Here is a 20,945-nt window from a genome sequence, read left to right as displayed (position 1 = left end):
ACACAGGAACAGGTGCAAAGCGCTGCGGAGGTTACACAGGGAGCAGCAAATGCGCGTGAACAGGTGCGCCAAGTGACGGAAGCAACCGTAGAGCAGGCGAAGCAGGCCCGAGGCGTGGCGGCAGCGATTGTCAGCATGACGGAACAGGCAGAGCAGGTGACACTGGCAACGCAGGAACTGACAAATACGGCAGATGAGGTTGTGCGCGGCGTTGTCGGGGCACGTGAACAGGTGCGCCAGATTACAGAGGCAACAGTGGAACAGGCGAAGCAGGCGACAACCATGGTGGCGGCAATGCAGCACATCACGGAGCAGGCGGCGCATGTGACAGAGGCGACACAGGAACAGGTGCAAAGCGCTGCGGAGGTTACACAGGGAGCAGCAAATGCGCGTGAACAGGTGCGCCAAGTGACGGAAGCAACCGTAGAGCAGGCGAAGCAGGCCCGAGGCGTGGCGGCAGCAATTGTCAGCATGACGGAACAGGCGGAGCAGGTGACACTGGCAACGCAGGAGCTGACAAATGCGGCAGAAGAGGTTGTGCGCGGCGTTGTCGGGGCCCGTGAACAGGTGCGCCAGATTACAGAGGCAACGGTGGAACAGGCGAAGCAGGCAGAAGTCATTGTACAGGCTGTCCGTCAGGTGAAGGAACAGGCAGACAGCGTGACAGAGGCCGTGAAGCAGCAGGCACAAAGTGCGGAGGAAGTGACACAAGGCATCACAAATGCCCGCGAGCAGGTGCGCCAGGTGACAGAGGCGACTGTAGAGCAGACAAAGCAAGCCCGCAGCGTGGCGGCGGCGGTTGTCAGCATGACGGAGCAGGCGGCGCAGGTTACGACAGCAGCAAAAGAGTTGGCTGATGGTGCAGCCGAGGTGGTGAAGGGTGCCCTTGCAACCCGCGGCCAAATTAAGCACATTGCCGATGCGGCAGCAGCGCAAACAGGACGCACAGCCAATGTAACGGCAATTGTTGAGCGCATCCAAGAGCAGGTGTCCTGTGTATCCGGCATGTATCAGCAGCAAGCAGAACAAGGGAAACGCATGGCTGCAGCGGCAGGCAAGGCTGGTATGCAGGCAGAGCAATTCCTGCAGACAGCAGCAGGCTTCCGCGAGGGAACGGCAATGCAGCAAACACTGATGCAGATGCAGGGGCAGCTGGCTGCTCTGAGCCTGAAGGAAACAGAACAGCAGCAGCAGCTGTCATCCATCATCGCTGCGGCAGAGAGCATGAAGCATACGTTTGAAAAGCATGCAAATGCGGAACTATATATAAAGCAAGCAACGGGAGCCGTATCCCGCATGTCCAAGCAGCTGTCAGAGATGACAGAGCAGCTTGACAAGCAGCAGATGCAGGCAGAAACCATGAATGTGCAGCTGCAAAAGCTGAAGCAATCTGTCCAGCACGCCGGCCAACAGCTGCAGGCTGTGCCGGCAGCAGAGCTTGTGCAGCGCTCTGAAAGAGTGGGTGCAATTCTGGCAGCTGTGCGGAAGTAATTATGGAAAAACCACTGAATAGCAATATTCAGTGGTTTTTCGCTCATACATAAGGGAGGTTGTATAGGAAATGGATAAAGATTTGCTGGAGCTGGCCGCGTTCATTCAATCCATCTGCGGACTGCACTATCAGAATAATATAACTCTGCTTGATTCCAAGCTGCGCAAACGGGTGGAGCAGCTTGGAATGGACTATGCCGGTTATCTGAAGCATGTGCAGAAAACTCCATCCGAACGCCAAAATATGATAGAATTGATAACAATTAACGAGACATATTTCTATCGGGAGGACAATCAGCTGCAGGTCTTTCAGCAGAAGCTGCTGCCTTCCTTCAAGCAGCAGGGCCGTCCGGTGCGCGTTTGGAGTGCCGCTTGCTCTTCCGGCGAAGAGCCGTACACGCTGGCTATGCTCGCCCGGGAAACAGGACTGTTTGCGGAGGGCGAAATTGAGATTTATGCGACTGATATTGATGAACAGGTGCTGGACAAAGGAAAAAAGGGCTTGTATCACAAGAAATCCCTTACTTTTCGCCGCTGCCCGGATTATCTGCGGGAACGGTATTTTGAAGAGGAAGGTGAGTACTTGGCGGTCAAGGAGCAGGTGAAGCGGATGGTGACCTTCCGGCAGCTGAATTTGCTGGATGTGTCCGGCATCCGGGCGCTGCCGCAATTCGATTGCATCTTTTGCCGCAATGTGCTGATCTACTTTGATGCCCCAACCATCACCGGCATCGTACAAAGCTTCCATGAAAGGCTGAAGCCCCACGGCGTGCTGATGCTCGGCCATGCGGAGAGCTTGTCGAACTTGAAGGTGAATTATGTCCTCACATCTGATGAAAATGCTTTTTACTATCGAAAGGGAGAACAGCATGGAGAAGTACCGGGTATTGGTAGTAGACGATTCGGCAGTTTATCGTAAGAAGCTGACGAGCGTCGTGGAGGCTTGTCCATCGTTCACGGTGGTTGGAATTGCCCGCAATGGAGCGGATGCGCTGGAGAAAATAGAGCGTATGCAGCCTCAGCTGATTGTCATGGACGCCGATATGCCTGTGATGGATGGGCTGGCGGCATTGCGGCGTGTGATGAGCGAGAATCCGAAGCCTGTTGTGGTTGTGGGGACCGCAGAATTGCACGAGCAGCTCAGCAGACAATATGGGGCTGTGCATTTTGTACGGAAAGCGGATGTAACAGACCAGGAGACAGAGACGGCAGTGCAAAAGCTGCACCAAGCCATGCTGCGGGCTGTACACGAGCTTTCCCTTCTGCCGCCGCAGCCTGAGATTGCTTTGCCGCGTCCTGAGCCTGTCGAGAGGGAATACAGCTTTCCAGCTGTTTCCAAAACACGGATTGATTTGCTGCTGATTGGCTGTTCTACAGGGGGGCCGTCCGCGCTTAAGGCCATTCTGCCGCATTTGCCGGGCAGCCTGCCTGTTCCTGTACTCGTCATTCAGCATATGCCTCCGGGCTTCACGAAGCCGCTGGCAGACCGGCTCAATAACAGCTGTGCACTCCATATAAAGGAAGCGGAGCATGGGGAACAATTGCAGAAGGGAGTTGTCTATGTGGCTCCCGCAGGCTATCAGACAATTATCAAACAGCAAGGGGAGGAGCGGGTGCTGCATATTCTGCCCTCGGGGGAGGAGCACCTGTACAAGCCGTCTGTTGATGTTGCCTTGCAATCAGCAGCGCCGTTATACCGGAACCGGCTGCTGGCGGTCATTTTAACCGGCATGGGCACAGATGGAACAAAGGGATGCCAAGATGTGAAATCCCATGCTGGCCATGTGATCGCGGAGGCCCAGTCCTCCTGTGTCGTGTTTGGGATGCCGAAGTCGGTGATTCAGGCGGGGTATGCAGATGAAGTGGCGGACTTAAAGGATATGCCGGATGCCATCATGAAATACTTTTCTCAGGTTTAAAGGGGGGCCGGGCGGATGAAGAGGATAAAGGTGTGTATGTTTGATGTATATGGAACTTTGTTTGATGTATATTCGCTGCAGGAGCTGTGTGAATCATTTTTTCCGGGGAAGGGCGGCGACATCGTCCGGCTTTGGCGGCAAAAGCAGCTGGAGTACAGTTTTCTGCGCCATATGATGCAGCAATACGAGACCTTTCATGCGATCACGGAAGCTGCGTTGCGCTATGCCTGTGAAAGCATGGGGGAAGAGCTTCGGCGGGAGCAGGAGCAGCAGCTGATGGGGCAATATCTCCACTTGTCGCTTCATCCGGACGCTTTGGAGCTGCTCGCGCGCTGTGAGGGCAAAGTGATGGCGGTATTCTCAAATGGATCGCCGGACATGCTGCTGCCGCTTTTGCAGCATGCCGGTATCACCGGGCTGTTTCAGCATCATATTAGTGTTGATGCGCTGAAAATGTATAAGCCTGACCCAAGGGTGTACGAGTTCGCCCGCAGCACGGCAGGAGTGGACAAGGACGAAATCCTGTTCTTCTCCTCCAACACGTGGGATATTTCAGGTGCCGGTCATTTTGGCTTCCGGACTGTGTGGGTGAACCGGAATGGGGGCAAAATGGACCGGCTTGGCGTACAGCCGGAGTATGAGGTGGCAAGCCTGCGGGAAGCAGCGGCCTTTCTTTAATCTGGATGCCTTGGAACCAGCCTCCTATTGGAGCGTAGCCTGCTTTCTTATATAATGAAATCAATCCAACAGCGATGCTTCGGGCAACGGGCCAGGTCCGGAAGGAAGCAGCCCACTTGAAGGAAAGCTGTGTGGGGTACATATGAACCAAACTCCGTGAGGCATCGTGCTTCCGGAGTTTTTTTATGTTATAAATTGTGCGAAAATAGAATGGATTCGGTATAATGATGGATGAGTCATGCAGTCGGAACAGGGGGAACAGTCATGAGATTTTTAGTGGTTGGCGCCGGTGCAGTCGGCGGATATTTTGGCGCCCGTCTGGCGGAAAAAGGGGAAGACGTTACCTTCTTGGTGCGGCCGGCCCGCCGGGAGCAGCTGAAGCAGCGAGGGCTGCGGATACGAAGTGTGCATGGTGATGCGCACATTCAGCCGCAGACCATTGTCAACGGGGAAGACGGACAGTTTGATGTGATTTTGCTTGGGACAAAGGCCTATCATCTGGAGCAGGCCATCCAAGATGTGGCTCCATATGTGCAGGCCGGGACTGTGGTGATTCCTATGCTGAATGGCATAAAGCACATGGAGCGGCTGAAAGAGGCTTTCTCTGCTGAGCAGGTGCTGGGCGGACTGTGCTTTATTGAGGCAACTCTGTCCGAAGAAGGGGATGTGCTGCAGACAAGCCCCATTCACCGGCTTGTATTCGGCGAATGGAGCGGGGAGCAGACGGAGCGCGTACAAGCCATTGCTGAGGCTTTTGCAGGCGCGAACGCGATGGTGGAGGCCAGTTCAAACATCCAGCAGGATATGTGGCATAAATATTCCTTTATTACGGCCCTCTCGGGTGTAACCACATTGTTCCGCAAGCCGATTGGCCCGATCCGCGAACTGCCGGCGGGGGCTGCTGTCATTCAGGGGCTGTTTGCGGAAATTACGGCCATCATGCGGGCTGCGGATGAACCTATTGCTGCCGACCTGGAGGAGAAGCAGTACAAGCAAATCCATACGATGGGCTACGAAATGAAATCCTCCATGCAGCGCGACATGGAGAAGGGGCTGTCTGTAGAGGCGGACCAGCTTCAGGGCTGCTTGCTCCAGATGGCAGACAGGCTGCAGGTACACGCGCCGCTGCTGCAGGCTGTCTACACAGCCTTAAAGCTGTATGAAGCAGATTTGATGTAAGGAAAAAGGACTGGCTTCCGGGCGGAAATGCGCGCCTAAGCCAGTCCTTTTTTGGGGAGAACAGATACTGTTTGTTCGCAGGAACAAGGGAACTATTGTAAAATATAAGAGAGCCTGAAAACGCTATTCTATGGCGGAGGAAACAGAAGCCGCGTAAGAAGCGCCTCCGTATTGCAGCCAGTCGCTGTATAATCCGCTTCCATTGCAGCCGGGACAATCGTAAGGAGCGCTGTAGACGGCATCATAAGCAGGAGTGAATCCATACCCCCGGCAGTCCGGGCATTTGCCCGCCGCTTCCATGACAGCCCGGTGCTTTTCCCGCCGTCCTGCCTGCCAATCGGAAATGGCTTGGAAGAGTCCCATCATATCACCTCGTTTTTTCTTATCATCTGTAAAAAAACGTGAGTTATGCACAGATAGGAAAAAACTGCATTTCATGTAGAAAGCTGCACAATTAAAAAACATGTACAGAAGGAATGACGGATGAAAAAGTATAAGATGCTGGTTCTGGCAGGTATTTGGATTTGTGCCGTTGCGGCAGCCAGTCAATGGGATGTGCTGTCCCTGGATGCAGCAGGTATAGAACGGCTGCTGGAAGCATCCAGAAAGTATGCGTATCTCTTGTTTTGCCTGTTGTTTGTCATGCGCCTCCTGTTTCTGATCCCCAGCTCTGCTTTCATTGTTGCGGGCGCTGTTCTATTCTCTCCTGTTGAAAGTGTACTCCTGTCCTCCCTTTGCATGCTGATGACCTCTACAATCGTGTACACAATCGGAAGGCAGTTTACAGACACCAGGCTCCACCGTTTCATTCGGGAGAAGCATCCCGATCTGTATGAGAAGCTCCAGACTGATAAGCGCTATCTCTTTTTTACTGTTCTTATGCCAATTGCGCCGACTGATGCAGCATGCTTTGTGGCGGGGGCCATCCATATGAAATACCGGCCGTTTCTCACTGCCATTTTTGCCGGGGCTGTTCCATTTACAACGCTGTACACCATTTTCGGCAGAGCGTTGTCAGAATCTCCTGGCGCCGCGGTCATCATCGCAGCCGTTATTCTGCTTATTGTCATCATTGAGGTGCAAATTCGGAAAAAGCTGAGGGAAAAGGAGCTGCACCTATAAAAAACATCCTGAAGTGCCGTTACACCTCGGGATGTTTTGTCTGTTCCTCCTGCTGCACCCGTACACGGGTAATGCGGCGGTTCTCAACCTGTTCAACCTGAAACTGCAGGCCTGCGTATAAAATCACGGCTGTTTCCCCCGGATGCGGGATCCGCCCGAGCTGTCCAATGAGAAAGCCGCTTAATGTGTCATAATCCTGTGTCGGGAGATCGAGCTCCAGGGCATCCTCAACATCATGCAGGCTGGCCAATCCATTCATTAAGAAAACCCCCTCGCCCAGCATACGAATTTCCTGCCACTCTTCAGGCTCATCATGCTCGTCAAATATGTTGCCGACAATTTCTTCAATCAGATCTTCAATAGTAATAATTCCATATGTTCCGCCATATTCATCAATCACAATGGCAATATGTACTTTATTTTTTTGCAGGCTCCGAAAGGCTTCATCCGTGCTTTTGGAAGCGGGCAGAAAGCAGGGAGTCCGCAAGATATCCTGAATGCGGAAGCTGTCCGAGCTGCCGCGCAAATGCGGAATGACATCCTTGACATGAAGAATGCCGACAATCTGGTCCAGACTGTCCTCGTAGACAGGGAAGCGCGTATACTTTTCCGTATTGATAATCGCGAAAATGGCATCAAGCGAAGCTTCCAAAGGGATGCCGACAATATCAGTCCGGTGTGTCATGAGCTCCGAGACTGTTTTGTTATCAAATTCAAAGATGTTGTTAATCATCATTTTCTCCAGTGATTGAATGGCTCCCCTTTCCTCTCCGACATCAATCATCATTCTGATTTCCTCTTCCGTTACTTCCTCCTCATCCGCATTCGGGTCCACCCCGAACAGCCGGATAATGACGTTGGTGGAGAGCGTAAGCAGCTTGACAAAAGGAGCGGACAGCTTGGAGAGCACAGTGAGCGGCACGACCGCGAACATGGAGATCGGCTCTGCCTTCTGCATGGCCAGCCGCTTTGGAACGAGCTCGCCAAGCACAAGCGTGAAATATGAGAGCAGCAGGGTGATGATGACAACGGAAAGAGTATCCAAAAGGGAAGGGGCAAGCGGAATGCCCAGCTTCAGCAGAAAAGCCGTTAAATACTTGGAGAAGCTGCCGGCGGCAAAGGCGCTGGCCATGAAGCCGGCCAAGGTGATGCCGATCTGGATGGTCGCCAGAAAACGGCTTGGCTCACTTAAGAGCTTTTGCAGCTGCTGGGCCTTCTTGTCCCCCGCTTCCGCCATCAGGCGCACCTTATTATCATTTAAGGAAATGAGGGCAATTTCTGATGCCGAGAAGAAGGCATTCAGCAAAATTAAAATGATGAGGATTCCAACTTCCATGCAACTGAATCTCCTTCCGGACTGTTTTCTCTATTATACGTCAAAACGGGGATTGTAATGAGTTTTTTCCGTCCCTGCCCGGAACGCGGGAATCGGCGCCTCAATGGCAAACAAGCTGACTCCTCCTTACAGAAGTCAGCTTATGTCCAGCTTCTTTCAAGTTTTGAAATGCCCTGCTGTGGAAAGAGCTTTCTATCATTGTGTTTTCTGTTCGGCTGCAAGCGTAATTCCCAGTCGTTTTGCCACATAACCGGTTGTACTGGCCTGAAGGAGAATCGTCACCAGGATTGCAAGGAAGGTGACCGCCGCGATTTCCCTCGCATAATCGACCTTGGCTGCCACAATCATGCCGGAAAGGGCGGCAGGAATGACTCCGGTTTCCCGGACCCAGAACATGAAGACGATTTCATTCCACTTCCACCGTGCTTTTCTGTCAGGGAGCGTACAGACAAGCACGGTCAAAGGGCGGGCGATAAACATGAATATAATGACAACCAAGAGCCCATTCAGCCAAAACTGGCCAAGTGTTTGAAAATCAACCTGGGTGCCCAACAGCATGAAAATAAGTGTCCGCATGAGCAGGGTGGCAGTTTCAGAAAAAGCGAGCGCACTTTCGTTCGTGTGTTCCGAAATTTGCAGGCGGAAGACTTCGGGATTTCCGGCAATTAAACCGGCGGTAAAGGTAGCCATAAAGCCGCTGGCATGGAGAAGATCTGCCGCCAAATAGGCACCGATTGCCATCACCATACTGACCACCGCACTGTAATTTCGCAGAAGACCCCATTTCTGCTCGGAGGTCAGCAGGATGCCGAGAAATCCGACTGCGATTCCAACCAGGGTCCCGCCCCCTGCTTCGCGGATAAAGCTCCATACGCTTGCGCCGATGGAGAGCTTTGTCTGCCCTAGAATCATCCCCAGCACGGTAAACGTTAGGATGGAGCCGACCGCATCATTAAAGGCAGACTCGCTTTCTACAGTCTGCCGCACCTTCTCGGAAATGGCCACCTGCTTGAAGACCGGAATGAGTGTCGCAGGGTCAGTTGAAGCAATCACAGCAGCAAGCAAAAGCGCATATAGCATGGGGATGTGCAGCAGATAAAGAGCTGCAGCTGCGACAACGGCTGCGGTTACGAGCACGCCAGGCACAGACAAAAGCGAAATGGTAATCCACACCTGCTTCAGAATGGCAAAACGGATGGCCCGCCCGCCTTCAAATAGAATCAAGATGGACCCAAGGACAATGATAAACTGGTAGGCCGCTGAATCATTTGGTTCTGCAATGAGATTGAAAACAGCGGGACCCAAGAGAATGCCGACAATCATAAACAAGGCGACATCAGGAATCTTCATCCGTTCTGCAAGCTTCATGGCTGCCAAGCCAAAGAGAAACACCATTGTAATCATGTATAGTTCACGCTGCACAAGCTGCATGACTTCCGTTTCCATCTTTCAGCCTCCTCAAGTTCCTTCGCGCATTAGATTGCCCCAGTACTTGCATGGACAATCCATATAAGGAATATTTTATGATAAACCAGGCAGTCTTTACTAGTTCTAAAACTTGAGGTTCAGCAGTGGAGCATATTTCAAATTTTTAAAAAATGTGTTGCGTTTATAATTGATAAAGATTATCATTATCGTTGTAGTTAATAATGATAATCTTTATCAATTATAGGGGGTCATATGGATGAAAGTAAAAAAATGGATGCGGGATGCCCACATGTATGTGGGGCTGTTGACAAGCTTGATTGTGCTTATGCTGTCCATCACCGGCTTTCTGATGAATGATCATAAAGCGGCTTGGACACCTGGGAATGAGCAGCAGTCCATGAGCGGGAGAAAGCCTGCCGGAGGGGCGGGAGGATTGGGCATTGCCGAAGCTGTGCAAAAGGGTGTTGAGAGCGGCGCATATAAGGCAGAAGACATTCGCTCCGTCTTTAACATGGGCGGAATATACCGCATTGCCACAACAAAGAACGGGCAGTTTTTAGTGGGGCAGGATGGAAAGGTGACGCCATTTGCCGAGGAGAATAAGGGTGCCTCACAGACCATTAAGCAATTACATAAGGGCTTCTTCCTGGGGTATGATATTCGCTGGCTGTTGGATATCGGGGCTGTGGGACTTGTTATTTTGACAGGTACAGGCGTGTACTTGTACATAAAGATGCTGATGATGAAGATGAAGAAGTGGACAAGAGTGAAGGGGCAGGCAGCATAACAACCAGCCTTCATATGGCTTGAAAGGGATCATTTCCAAGCATGAAAGGGAATGATCCCTTTTCCTTTCCATGACAATGGTTCTGTAAAGAAGCCAAAGGGGCTTGGCATTTGTGGTGTTCTTGCAGGCAGAGGATGAGAAAACATCTGCCGCACAGCAGACTGGTCCCATCATGTTCATATATCCTAGGAAAATGTTTGCTGGGAATATTTTCTGTCTATAAAATAGAAGAGGGGTGATTTATATTTATATATATTGATTAATATTATGGAGGTTTTATCATGAGCTTCTTTCGAAATATCAGACTTTCGGCCAAAATTGCCATACTTGTTTTTATTTTTCTCATTTTCTTGGGTATTGTGGGCATTACAGCAATGCAAAGCCTTTCCAACCTGAATGCGAAGGCAAATGAACTGAATAATCAGCGTCTTGCCCCGATTGTTGATATTGATGCCATTAAGTCACAGGTGGAGTATATACGGGCGCAGGGGAATGCCATTCTTGATTCCAAGGAAGACAAAGCTGCGCAGGCTCAGGTAGAGAAGGATATTGCCGCTCATGTTATGATTGCAGACGGTTTGTTAAAGAAGTACGAGGGCAACAGCCAATATAGTGAGGTGGTTACAGCATACCAAAGCTTTTTGAAGGCGAAGGATGCCTTTATCCAAGCGAATGGGTCCGGTGCCCAGGTGCAAACAGTTGTGGCATCTGGTCCGCCCGAGGGAATGCAGAATTTCGATAAGGCGCGCAGAAACGCCATTGCTGCGCTCGACAACAGTATGAAAAAGGAACTGCAGAAGGCAAACAGCACGTATCAGGAGAGCACTTCAGTATACAACGATACGAAAACAGTTTTGGCTGTACTCGTTGCAGCCAGCGCCTTATTGATTGTGTTGCTGTCCGTTGTTATTATCCGGTCCATTACACTTCCTGTAAACCGGGTGACAGCCAAACTGAAGGAAATTTCCCAAAGCAACGGTGATTTGACACAGCGTATTGGCTACAGCAGCAAGGATGAAATGGGTGAACTGAGCAAAAGCTTTGATATCTTCATGGAAAAGCTGCAGTCCATCATTCGTGAGGTTGCCCATTCTGCCGAGACAATTTCTACATCAAGCAATCAGCTCACACAATCAACCGGCACGACGATATCATCGCTGGACACAATTGCAAAGAGAGTTGTGCAAATTGCGGGAAATGCATCTGAAAGTGCAGCAGTTGTGGAAGAAACGACCAACAATCTCGCAGGAGCTGCTGAATTTTCCGCTGCTACGGTGACAGCAAGCCAAAATACAGCTGAGAACAGCCGTAGAGCAAAGGAAGCTGCTGAAAACAGCGCAGACAAAATTGTGGACGTTGTTGCTTCCATTAATGAAATTGCATCCTCTTCCCAGGAGGTGTCAGTCATGATTGATGAACTGCACAGCTCCTCCAAGAAAGTGGGTGATATTATCCAAATGATTACAGGGATCTCGGAACAAACCAATTTGCTGGCATTGAATGCTTCCATTGAAGCCGCAAGGGCCGGTGAAGCCGGCAGGGGATTTACGGTAGTGGCGGAAGAAATTCGCAAGCTGGCCGATCAAAGCAGCCGTGCCGCTGCTGAAATTTCTGAGCTCATTACAGAGAACCAAGTAAAGTCTGCTTCCGCCGTGAAGTCTGTCAGTCTGGTGGAAGAGAACGTGAGAACTGGTGTGAGCCGGGTTTCCGAGGTTGGAGAAAGTATGCAAAGCATTATTCAAAATATGTATGATATTGTAAAGCAGATTGAGCAAATTGACGTTGCCAATGGAAAACAGGCAGAGAGCACAGAGGAAACGGAGGCTTCCATTTCCAATATCTCAGCTACTTCGCATAAAATTGCGCGGGATACAGAGCTGATCAGCGGCAGCATTGAGGGGCAGCTGGGCATAATGACAGAAATGGAACGTACAGCCGAGCAGTTGGCTGCCATGGCTGGCAGATTGCGCGCACTGACAGCAGGCTTCCGTGTCTGAAGCTGTTTAGGGCTTTCCCAAGAGACTGCAATCCAGTCTCCTGGGAAAGCCTTTTTTCGTACGCAGACAATTTTCCATGAAAATATATTGGAGTATCTACTTATAAAGTTTTATAATTTGAATTATAGCATTTGCTTTGTATATAAAAATAGAAAGGATTATCCGTTATGCTGATTCATGATCTTGCAATTATTATTATTACTCTGTTCTCTGCATTTATAATGGAGCGAGTCTATATAAGCCGCTATGTCCGGCAGAACAAAGAGTACTATGCACAGATTGATTTCCAGAAGGCGGAGCTGCTTCGTCTGCGGAATCAGCTGGAGCAAGAGAGGCCGTGGACTGCAAAAGAAAATTATCAGGATATCCTGGAGAGCATTCAGGAGGTTATTTTTCAGACAGATGAATGCGGCCGCTGGACCTTCCTGAATCCTGCCTGGTGCATGGTGACAGGGCATTCTCACGAGGAGAGCATCGGCCATGACTGGCTTGCGCATGTTCATCCGGATGATCGGGAGGCAATTTCCGATTCTATGCAAGAAAGCATTGCCGCAGGCCGTGAATCCTTTAGAAGAACATGCCGCTATGTAACAAAAGAGGATAAGGTACGCTGGATGGAGTGCTTCATCCAGCTTCGGCGGGAGCAGGATGGTACGTTTGCAGGAGCATATGGCACATTGAGCGATATTACAGACCGTGTGCTGGCGGAACAAAAAGCAAGCCGTGTTTTAAAGGATTTGCAGGATTTGAAATATGCTCTGGATGAGTCTGCCATTTTGGCCATTACGGATGCAAAAGGCGTTATTACGTATGTGAATGACAAGTTCAGCGAGATTTCCCAATACACCCGGGAAGAGCTGATTGGACAAACACACGGCATTGTGAACTCCGGCTATCATGGCCCATCCTTCTTCCGGGATATGTGGACTACAATTCGACAAGGGCAGGTATGGCGCGGGGAAGTGAAAAACAGCCGTAAAGATGGAAGCACGTATTGGGTGGATACTACAATTGTGCCTGTTTTGGACCAGGAAGGAAAACCGCAGCAGTATGTGTCCATCCGCAGCGATATTACAGGCCGAAAGCAAGCTGAGCAGCAATTGATTGAACTGAATCATTCGTTGAAGGAGCTGTCAGCCCGCGACGGGCTGACAGGCATCTATAACCGCCGCTACTTTGATGAGGTACTGGAGCAGGAATGGAGCCGGTCGGGTCGGAACGCACGGCCATTGTCTCTTATTCTGTTTGATATTGACCATTTCAAGCTGTATAACGACCACTATGGGCATCAGCAGGGGGATGCCTGCCTGCAGCAGGCGGCTCAAGCCATGCAGCAAAGTGTCCAGCGTGCCGTGGATATGGGGGCCCGGTATGGAGGAGAAGAATTTGTCCTCATCCTTCCTGATACAAATTTGCAGGGAGCCATGCTTGTGGCAGAACGTGTGCGGGAGAAGCTTGAGTCCCTGCAAATCCCCCATGCGCGCTCGCCTGTCAGCTCTGTCGTCACAGGGAGCTTCGGGGTGGCATCCCTCGTGCCGGAGGATGCCGCTACAGCGCAAGAGCTGCTGGCGCAGGCGGACCGGGCCTTGTACCTGGCAAAGCGGAGCGGCCGCAACCGGGTTGCCTGTTATGAGGAGCTTGCAGATATGCTGCCGGGTCCGGATATAGAGCCGTCCCCCTACAGCTTTGTCCAACAGTATATTGACGTCCTGCATGCACAAGACATGAATACCTGGGAGCATTCAAACCGTGTTTCTCAATATGCGCTCCTATTGGCCGCCGGGCTGGGGTTGAATGAACAGCAACGGGAGAAAGTCTTCATGGCCGCTTTGCTGCATGATATTGGCAAGCTTGATATTCCTGAGAGTATTCTGAAGAAGCCGGGCCGGCTGAACAAAGCGGAGTTTCAAGTCATCCAGCAGCATCCGCAGCTGGGCTGGGAGAAGCTGGCCCGCCATGAAATTCTCCGGATGGACCGTGAAATCCTCGATGGCGTTATGTATCATCATGAAAGATGGGATGGTGCGGGCTATCCAGCGGGGCTGCAGGGGAAAGAGATTCCTTTCATTGCGCGCCTTCTCGGAGTAGCGGACTCATTTGCCGCCATGACGGAGCACAGAGTGTATAAGAGGGGCATGACGGAGGAGCAGGCGCTGGAGGAGCTGCATCGCAACAAAGGAAAGCAGTTTGATCCGGCAATGGTGGATGCATTTGCGGGCATGCTGGCAGCTGATGAAACGGATCCGGCAGCGGTGAGCCCAAAAGCGGGGGAAGAGTAATTCTTCCCCTTTACATATGGGATGGAACGCATGTCTGGGTGGGAACAGCTGTGTTGATGAGGAAGTCCCAACACATATTTTTCACACATTCTTTTGATAATTCCTTGGCATTTCCGCCTTATACTCTAGAAAGCAATAAAGTTCGCAGACGAGTAAATAATGAGTACAAGCACGTTCTGTTTCCGGCAGGCCTCATTCATGAAAAATAAGCCCGTTTTATGATATAGCCGGCAGGATACAGGCCAGGCATTGGATGAAATTGCCGGGCCTTGTCCATGCCCTGTGCAGTCAGCGTGGACGAAAGGCATGCTGCACTCTAGATACGGGACAGACAAATCCGGAGAACATGCAGACTGACGGCAAAATAGACTCGTAAGGTGGTTATAGTGATGGCGACAATTTACCTGGTTGAGGATGAAGAGCATCTCAATGCCCTGTTGAAAAAATACTTGGAAAGAGAAGGCTACAAGGTGGTCTCCTTTCTTACCGGCGAGTCCGCTCTGCAGCATATTCAGGACTTGCCTGAGCTGTGGATTCTCGATATCATGCTTCCTGATATCGATGGCTATCAGCTGATTAAAGCCATTAAGGAGCGTAACCCGCAAACACCCGTCATTTTCATGTCAGCCCGGAATCAGGAGCTGGACCGGGTCGTAGGCTTGGAGCTTGGCAGCGATGATTATTTATCAAAGCCGTTTCTGCCGCGGGAACTGATTATCCGTACGAATAAGCTGGTTCAGCGGCTCTATAAAAGCAAGGAGGGGCCTGCCGGCGTGATGCAGCTGGAAGGTTATCTGGTGGACCAAAAGCAACGGATGGTATTGGATGACGGACAGGAAATTGTCTTGACCAATAAGGAATTTTCTCTGCTGCTGTATTTTATGGAAAACAGCAATACGGTCGTCACGCGGGAGCAAATTCTGGATCGGGTGTGGGGAGACAACTATTTTGGCTCAGATCGTGTTGTGGATGACACCATCCGCAGATTGAGAAAGAAGCTTACCAAGGTATCCATTGAAACCGTGTATGGCTTCGGCTATAAGCTGGCGGACAAATGATGAAGTTCAAATCCCTCACGATGCGGATTTGGTTCATTATCTCCGTTATCGTAGCCACCATCGTGATTGTTGTCTCGCTTGCTTTTGCCTTTTTAATGCAGGGCAAGAATCAAGACCGGTCCCGGGATATGCTGCAGATGACGCATCAGATTGTTTTACATGCACTAAGGGATAACCCATCAAATTTAAATATCGGGCAGTTTGCTGATTTTAAAGGCGCAAGCCACTTTGTGTTCGACCAAAAGAATGATAAAATTCAATTCATTGCAGGCCAGGGGAAAGAGGCTGAAGGTGCGTTCATGCGGGAGCTGGCTCAATCCGTGGTGAATGGTGGAATTGGGACGGACGCACAAATGCTGCAAAGGACCATTCAGGGGCAAGCATATGTCATAGAGGTCAGTCCCATAGAGGAGAAGTCATTCCTAGTTTCCTGCCATCCTCTAGTTGACAGGGATGATCTGTCGCAGATCATTCTGGTCGGTTTGCTCGTAATTCTGGTTACCCTGCCAGTTTCCAAAGTGATTGCCAACAATATTGCCAAGCCGCTGAAGGAGCTGGAGGCGTATACAAAGAAAATTGCCAATAAAGAGTGGAACAGTGAGCTGGAGCTGCAGAATCAGGATGAGATTGGACGCTTGGCCCAGGCCATGAAGGAAATGAAGGAAGCACTCAGGCTGGCGGACGAAGAGGAAACCAAATTCCTGCAAAGCATCTCCCATGACCTGAAAACACCGGTCATGGTGATTATGAGCTACGCACAGGCCATTCTTGACGGGATGTATGAAGATGCCGCAGAAGATGCCGCAGCAATTATTCAAGATGAAGCCATTCGCTTAGAGAAGAAGATTAAGCAGATTTTATATTTGAATACTCTGGATTATGTGCTTGACAATGATAAAGAACAAGAAGAGGTATACTTAGATAAACTGCTGCCGTACCTTGTTGCCAACTTTCAAGCCGTGAACTCTGACTTGTCATGGCAGCTTCATCTAGCAGCGAAACCGGCAGTGATGCTGGGAAGCGCGGACCGTATCCGTGTATCCATTGAGAATATCCTGGAAAATCAGCTTCGGTATGCAGCGGGAAGCGTTAGAGTGTCCCTGAGGGAGGAAGCGTCCTTTTGGCGGATTGAAGTTCAAAATGACGGGCCGCCGCTGCCAGAGAAAGATCTGCAGCAAATCTTCCATTCCCTTTATAAAGGAGAGCGGGGGAATTTCGGATTGGGCTTGAGCATCTCACAAAAAATTGTTAATTTCTATCGCGGATATATAGCAGCTGAGAATTGTGATGGCGGGGTGCGCTTTACAATTTGCTATCCAAAGAAATAACCGATAGGGGCAAGCCTTTTCCCCCAGTTTTCCTGTGAGGAGCGGAAGAGATGGCGGCAAGGCCGGGAAAGGAGCTGAATTGAGGATGAAAAAGCCAAAAGTGTTATTAATTACTGCCAGCTTCGGCAATGGCCATAACCAGGTTTCAGCCGTCTTAAAGCATACGTTTGAAGAGTTTGGCATTGGCAATGTGGAGATTTGTGATTTGTATGCCCAAGCGTACCCGTATTGGAATGAATTCGTCAAGTTCCTGTACAAGCAGGCTTTTACAATCGGGCCGTCTTTATATAAGCGATTTTTTTATTTTATGGATAAGCGGTATGGAACGAAAGCAACGGGCTGGTATATGAAGCTGGGGGAAAAGCGGCTGGAGCGTATTTTGGCGGATCAGCAGCCGGATATCATTATTACCACCTTCCCTGTCGGCACTGTTCCGGAGCTGCGAAAAACAAAGCGGCACAAGTTTCAGCTGTATACCATTGTCACTGATTATTGCTTGCACCGCACATGGCTGCATGAAGAAATCGACCGTTACTATGTGGCCACTGAAGCTGTGAAGCAGAAGCTTCTTGGAAACGGAGTGCCGGAAGATCGCATTCAAGTGAGCGGAATTCCCATCCGCAAGGAGTTTGAAGCCGCCCGCAGCCGCCAGCATAGGATGGGGACAGATGAGACAGGCCCAGCCTATCGGAGGGTGCTGATTTTGGCGGGGGCGCAGGGTGTCGTAAAGAATATCGCCTGGATTGCCAAGAAGCTGCTGCAGGATCAGGCTGTACAGCTGCTCATCGTCTGCGGGCGCAACAAGAAGCTGTACCGGCAGCTGCAAGCGCTGGTGATGGTCTATGGCGCCCGCCTCAGGGTATTTGCTTATGTGGACAATATTCATGAGCTCTATGAAGCGGCGGACATTATGATTACAAAGCCGGGCGGGATTACTCTGTCTGAGGCTGTGGCGAAAAAGCTCCCGGCCGTTTTGTATAAGCCGGTGCCGGGGCAGGAGCAGGAGAATTCCGTATTTTTTAATCAGGCAGGGGCAGCGGTTGTGCTCCAGGATAAGAAAGAGGTTGTGAAGGAAACCTTGTCGCTGCTGCATCAAACAGGCCGGCTGCAAAGCATGAGGGAGGCATTGGCAGGCCTGTACAGGGCTGGAAGCTCGAGCTGCATTACAACAGACATTTTGGAATCCTTCCAGCCTACAAACTAGAATTTATATAAGAGAGAGCCGCCGGAACAGCCGGCGGCTCTTTCTGCTTCGGAGCCCGCATTTCAGCCAACAAGGTGCTTTTACTTTTTCTATCTTATGGGAAGAATATATGTTCAGGAGACAGGGAAGGGGGTGCGGCGATTGGGCAGTTTGCTATATGAACTATGCGGCATGAAGCTGTTCAGTACGATTTCATTGCATGAGCTACTGAGCGAGGAGCGGGAATTTTACTGGTATCTTCACACCTACTGGTATGAGCATACTTATATGACGCCCCGATGGTGGCTGCTTGTGATTCTAAGTGTTGTTTGTCCGATCGTTTGGTGGAAGCTGGTTGAGAAACAGAGAATTACAGAGGTGACGTCCTTTGGGCTCTTTTACGGGGTGGCTGCCATTCTGCTGGATTCCATCGGAAGCAATGCCCTTGTCTGGGCCTATCCTGTTCGTTTGACGCCCTACATCTATCCCCAGCTGTATCCCTATGATGTGGGGATTGTAATGATTCCGTTCATGCTGCTGTACCAATATTTCGGGCACCATTTCAAGCTGTTTGTTGTATCCACTGGAATCTTATCGGCCTTCCTTTCATTTGTGGCGGAGGTTGTCATGGAAGTGCTGGGTATATATAAAGAAATTACATGGAAGCATATATATTCATTTCCGGTCTACTGGCTGCTCGGGCTGATTTGCTGGGGGATTCTTGCATATTTCAAGAAACTGGAATCAAGGGGATAAGCTCTTTTGTCAGGGGTTCCATAGAGCTGTCCTTCGGCTGTTTCCGGTATCAGAGGATACAAATAAGAAGCAACGCCGGGGCAGTGCTTCTTATGAATCGTTATCAGCTTGTGGCAATAGATGGGCTTGTATGTCTGGGAATTCGGTCATTCTTGAACTGGGACAGGCTCAAAGGGAGGGTCTGTATCATCGTCTGATGCCGCTCCCTGCGTCTGCTTGCCTTGTTCCACATCCTGGCTCTTTTGCTTCAGCTGCTCCATATCCTCCTGCCACTCCGCTGAAGGGGAGCCTTTTCCATAGGAAGCCCCGATCACAAGAGAGCCGCCAAGATCGTGCACACCGAGCTGGGCGATGTTGTTATTCAATTCATACTTGTCGACAATAAGAGTATCCACATGAATTTCTTGCAGAATGACAGGAGGCTGTACAGCTCCATGCTCCCGGTTGTTCAGCACTTCTAAGGCAAGCTGCACTTGCTGCACCGTACTGTCCAGGGCAGTGAGGCCCGCTTCCAGACGAAACAGCCGTTCTTCAAGCTCCGCCAGCCTGCGGGCATGGGCGCCGAGAGTGTCGCGCAGCTGCATTTGCAATTGCTTTTCCAATGCATGGATGTGCGATTGAATCTGTCCTTGGACGAGCGGCTTCAGCTGGGAAAGCTGGGATGATGCCGGCTTTGCTTGCGGCGCTTCCTTGGCCAGCTGCTGTATACGCGCTTCCAGGGCCTGAATCCGTTCCTCCTGCTGCTTGAGCAAAGACTGGAGATTTGCTTGTTCCGTCGGGTTGCGCTTAATAAACCATTTCTTGATAGGCATATGGCTTCCTCTCACAGATCGAGTTTTTACTCAATAATTACGCGTTCTTCCTGTCTGTATCGTCTTGTGTAGGTGACAATGAGCAATCCGTTTTCAAGACGGGCATGCATGCTTTGGCTGTCGACAGCCTCCGGAAGCTCAATGATTCGTTCAAACTCCCCGTATGTCCGTTCATTTCGGACAACAGCTGCATTTACAAGATTGAGCCGGACCTGGCCCCGGACAGCAAGGCGGTGGCCGGAGACAGACAAGTGCAGATCCTCCTTCATGACTCCGGGCAGCTCCACGAGGATGATGGCATGCGAATCTGTCACATAAATATCTGTATTCGGCACAAAACGCGCAACGCTCATCTCCTGTCCGGCTGATGGGGACTCCTGCGTTCCAGGAGAAAAGGTTCGGGCCATGTTGGGATCAAACACATTCCCCCAAAATTCCCCGTTTTGATACTTTTGGGCAATTTCAAGCCACTGCTTCAATTTATCAAAATCCATAACCATAACTCTCCCCTTACAGAATGCAAGCACTGTCCTGCGATCCTGCTTCTCGTTCTATTCTATTCCTCATCCTCAATCAGAATTTCAGTGTATGAGGCTGTTTTTGCTTTCGGCAGCTTAATTTGTAAAATCTGATCCCGATACTCCTTTGAGGCCCCTTTTTTCCTGACGAGCGCCGGCAGCTTTACAATATGCTGGTCCTCCGGTGAGGGAATTCCTTCAACAATGGCCTGATTTGGCGAGTAGCGCACCTTGACAGCAGAAAGCTTTGCAGGATCAACAATCGGAATTTTCAAATACACATCATCGTGCGTTTCAAACATGCTGATCACAAACGGAGGGCTCTTGGATAAATCATTTGCCTTTGTCTGTACCGTCCTGAGAAGCTCCTTCAGCGCATCCGGCTTCAGGCTTTGCATGCCTGCAGGAAAGGGAACAGACTTTGAGACCGCATCCTGCACGTATTTTGCAATATCGCCTGTGTAAGCAGAGCCGAAAAAAGCCTGCATGTCTTTGAAAGGAAATTTCGAGGGGAAAGGAAACATATCAGCACCTCCTCTTTAAAATTGGTTCAGAATTGGCAGCGATGGGTTTGCGAGCTGGCCTTGGTCGCTGATGTCAGCATCCACATAGCCATTGACAATACAAGAGCCTGTTGGCGAAATATTCCCGAACGACAAATTCAGCCCGACGTTTTTGGAATTGGCGGTGTGGCTGTTTTGGATCGTTCCGCCGATATCAATGTTGCCGTTTTGGGCAACACCGTTGGTAATCACATTGAACACATTAATGACAAACGGCATGAAAGCATCTCCTTTCTCTCAGCTTTGCAGGGAATTTACATCTGCAGAATCTGCGATATCGCCTTGGTCGTTCACATCAGGATCGATGAACACGTTCTCCATGCCCGCTGTTGTCGGTGCCAAATCACCGTAGGAGGCATTGAGTCCCTGTGTTTTGCTGTTGGCTGTCGGGGCGTTATGGAATACTTCTCCAATGTTGATGGAGCCATTATTGGAGATGCTGTTAACCTTGATGCTGTAAATATTAATATTGGAAGGCATCTCGATTCCTCCTCTGCTTCCGGTGTTAATT

20 protein-coding genes and 1 pseudogene are annotated in these 20,945 nt (G+C 50.5%); 13 read left to right on the top strand and 8 right to left on the bottom strand.

From position 1 onward, the window contains the following. From NK662_RS01650 to panE, 5 genes and pseudogenes are all read left to right on the top strand, one after another. Window positions 1-1,491: pseudogene (locus NK662_RS01650) on the top strand (hypothetical protein); the annotation flags it as partial. 70 nt (window positions 1,492-1,561) lie between these two features. Then, window positions 1,562-2,410 carry a CheR family methyltransferase gene (locus NK662_RS01645; RefSeq protein ID WP_254756696.1) on the top strand — a complete coding sequence of 283 codons (849 nt, stop codon included), beginning with the start codon at window positions 1,562-1,564 and terminating at the stop codon, window positions 2,408-2,410. Beyond that, window positions 2,361-3,410 carry a chemotaxis-specific protein-glutamate methyltransferase CheB gene (cheB, locus tag NK662_RS01640; protein WP_254756694.1) on the top strand — a complete coding sequence of 350 codons (1,050 nt, stop codon included), beginning with the start codon at window positions 2,361-2,363 and terminating at the stop codon, window positions 3,408-3,410. Before NK662_RS01645 ends, cheB begins: the two co-directional genes overlap by 50 nt. 15 nt (window positions 3,411-3,425) lie before the next feature. Continuing rightward, complete coding sequence (locus tag NK662_RS01635) at window positions 3,426-4,088, top strand: haloacid dehalogenase type II (RefSeq protein WP_254756692.1); 663 nt, start codon at window positions 3,426-3,428, stop codon at window positions 4,086-4,088. A 264-nt stretch (window positions 4,089-4,352) separates the two neighbouring features. Further along, on the top strand, window positions 4,353-5,267 hold the full coding sequence (panE, locus tag NK662_RS01630) for a 2-dehydropantoate 2-reductase (RefSeq protein WP_254756690.1): 915 nt from the start codon (window positions 4,353-4,355) through the stop codon (window positions 5,265-5,267). Between the two features lie 123 nt (window positions 5,268-5,390). Here the strand turns inward: panE and NK662_RS01625 are convergent, their stop codons facing one another. After that, window positions 5,391-5,630, bottom strand: coding sequence for a methionine aminopeptidase (locus NK662_RS01625; RefSeq protein WP_254756688.1), 240 nt, complete (start codon window positions 5,628-5,630; stop codon window positions 5,391-5,393). Window positions 5,631-5,750: 120 nt separating this feature from the next. On the opposite strand from NK662_RS01625, the gene NK662_RS01620 reads away from it, so the two are divergent. Continuing rightward, entirely contained in the window at window positions 5,751-6,389 is a 639-nt protein-coding gene (locus NK662_RS01620) for a TVP38/TMEM64 family protein (RefSeq protein ID WP_254756685.1), read from the top strand. 19 nt (window positions 6,390-6,408) lie between these two features. Here the strand turns inward: NK662_RS01620 and NK662_RS01615 are convergent, their stop codons facing one another. Both NK662_RS01615 and NK662_RS01610 read right to left on the bottom strand, forming a co-directional pair. Further along, window positions 6,409-7,725, bottom strand: a complete 1,317-nt coding sequence (locus NK662_RS01615) for a hemolysin family protein (RefSeq protein ID WP_254756683.1) — start codon at window positions 7,723-7,725, stop codon at window positions 6,409-6,411. Between the two features lie 195 nt (window positions 7,726-7,920). Then, window positions 7,921-9,171 carry a cation:proton antiporter gene (locus tag NK662_RS01610; RefSeq protein WP_254756681.1) on the bottom strand — a complete coding sequence of 417 codons (1,251 nt, stop codon included), beginning with the start codon at window positions 9,169-9,171 and terminating at the stop codon, window positions 7,921-7,923. 238 nt (window positions 9,172-9,409) lie between these two features. On the opposite strand from NK662_RS01610, the gene NK662_RS01605 reads away from it, so the two are divergent. The 7 genes from NK662_RS01605 to NK662_RS01575 all read left to right on the top strand — a co-directional run bounded on the left by NK662_RS01605 (window position 9,410) and on the right by NK662_RS01575 (window position 18,541). Beyond that, a complete protein-coding gene (locus tag NK662_RS01605) occupies window positions 9,410-9,940 on the top strand; it encodes a PepSY-associated TM helix domain-containing protein (protein WP_254756679.1) in 531 nt (176 codons plus the stop codon). A 281-nt stretch (window positions 9,941-10,221) separates the two neighbouring features. Then, window positions 10,222-11,937, top strand: coding sequence for a methyl-accepting chemotaxis protein (locus tag NK662_RS01600; RefSeq protein ID WP_254756677.1), 1,716 nt, complete (start codon window positions 10,222-10,224; stop codon window positions 11,935-11,937). Between the two features lie 167 nt (window positions 11,938-12,104). Further along, window positions 12,105-14,216, top strand: a complete 2,112-nt coding sequence (locus NK662_RS01595; RefSeq protein ID WP_254756675.1) for a diguanylate cyclase — start codon at window positions 12,105-12,107, stop codon at window positions 14,214-14,216. 389 nt (window positions 14,217-14,605) lie between these two features. Next, a complete protein-coding gene (locus NK662_RS01590) occupies window positions 14,606-15,274 on the top strand; it encodes a response regulator transcription factor (protein ID WP_279663172.1) in 669 nt (222 codons plus the stop codon). Further along, entirely contained in the window at window positions 15,271-16,602 is a 1,332-nt protein-coding gene (locus NK662_RS01585; RefSeq protein ID WP_254756671.1) for a sensor histidine kinase, read from the top strand. The genes NK662_RS01590 and NK662_RS01585 overlap by 4 nt, the downstream gene beginning before the upstream one ends. 85 nt (window positions 16,603-16,687) lie before the next feature. Then, window positions 16,688-17,806 (top strand): MGDG synthase family glycosyltransferase, encoded by a 1,119-nt coding sequence (locus NK662_RS01580; RefSeq protein WP_254756669.1) that lies wholly within the window; start codon window positions 16,688-16,690, stop codon window positions 17,804-17,806. 141 nt (window positions 17,807-17,947) lie between these two features. Further along, complete coding sequence (locus tag NK662_RS01575) at window positions 17,948-18,541, top strand: CBO0543 family protein (protein WP_254756667.1); 594 nt, start codon at window positions 17,948-17,950, stop codon at window positions 18,539-18,541. Between the two features lie 146 nt (window positions 18,542-18,687). Here NK662_RS01575 and NK662_RS01570 read toward each other — a convergent pair whose 3' ends face one another. The 5 genes from NK662_RS01570 to NK662_RS01550 all read right to left on the bottom strand — a co-directional run bounded on the left by NK662_RS01570 (window position 18,688) and on the right by NK662_RS01550 (window position 20,914). Next, a complete protein-coding gene (locus NK662_RS01570; RefSeq protein ID WP_254756665.1) occupies window positions 18,688-19,353 on the bottom strand; it encodes a hypothetical protein in 666 nt (221 codons plus the stop codon). Between the two features lie 26 nt (window positions 19,354-19,379). Continuing rightward, a complete protein-coding gene (locus tag NK662_RS01565) occupies window positions 19,380-19,847 on the bottom strand; it encodes an Hsp20/alpha crystallin family protein (RefSeq protein ID WP_254756663.1) in 468 nt (155 codons plus the stop codon). A 62-nt stretch (window positions 19,848-19,909) separates the two neighbouring features. Beyond that, window positions 19,910-20,395 carry an Hsp20/alpha crystallin family protein gene (locus NK662_RS01560; protein WP_254756661.1) on the bottom strand — a complete coding sequence of 162 codons (486 nt, stop codon included), beginning with the start codon at window positions 20,393-20,395 and terminating at the stop codon, window positions 19,910-19,912. 15 nt (window positions 20,396-20,410) lie between these two features. Next, window positions 20,411-20,653, bottom strand: coding sequence for a spore germination protein (locus NK662_RS01555; RefSeq protein ID WP_254756659.1), 243 nt, complete (start codon window positions 20,651-20,653; stop codon window positions 20,411-20,413). 18 nt (window positions 20,654-20,671) lie between these two features. Then, window positions 20,672-20,914, bottom strand: a complete 243-nt coding sequence (locus tag NK662_RS01550) for a spore germination protein (protein ID WP_254756657.1) — start codon at window positions 20,912-20,914, stop codon at window positions 20,672-20,674. Window positions 20,915-20,945 lie beyond the last annotated feature (31 nt).

Source organism: Ectobacillus ponti (genome assembly GCF_024294785.1).
Taxonomy (GTDB): domain Bacteria; phylum Bacillota; class Bacilli; order Bacillales; family Bacillaceae_G; genus Ectobacillus; species Ectobacillus ponti.
The sequence above is the reverse complement of the archived record's forward strand: the minus strand, read 5'-3'. Positions and strand labels throughout refer to the sequence as shown.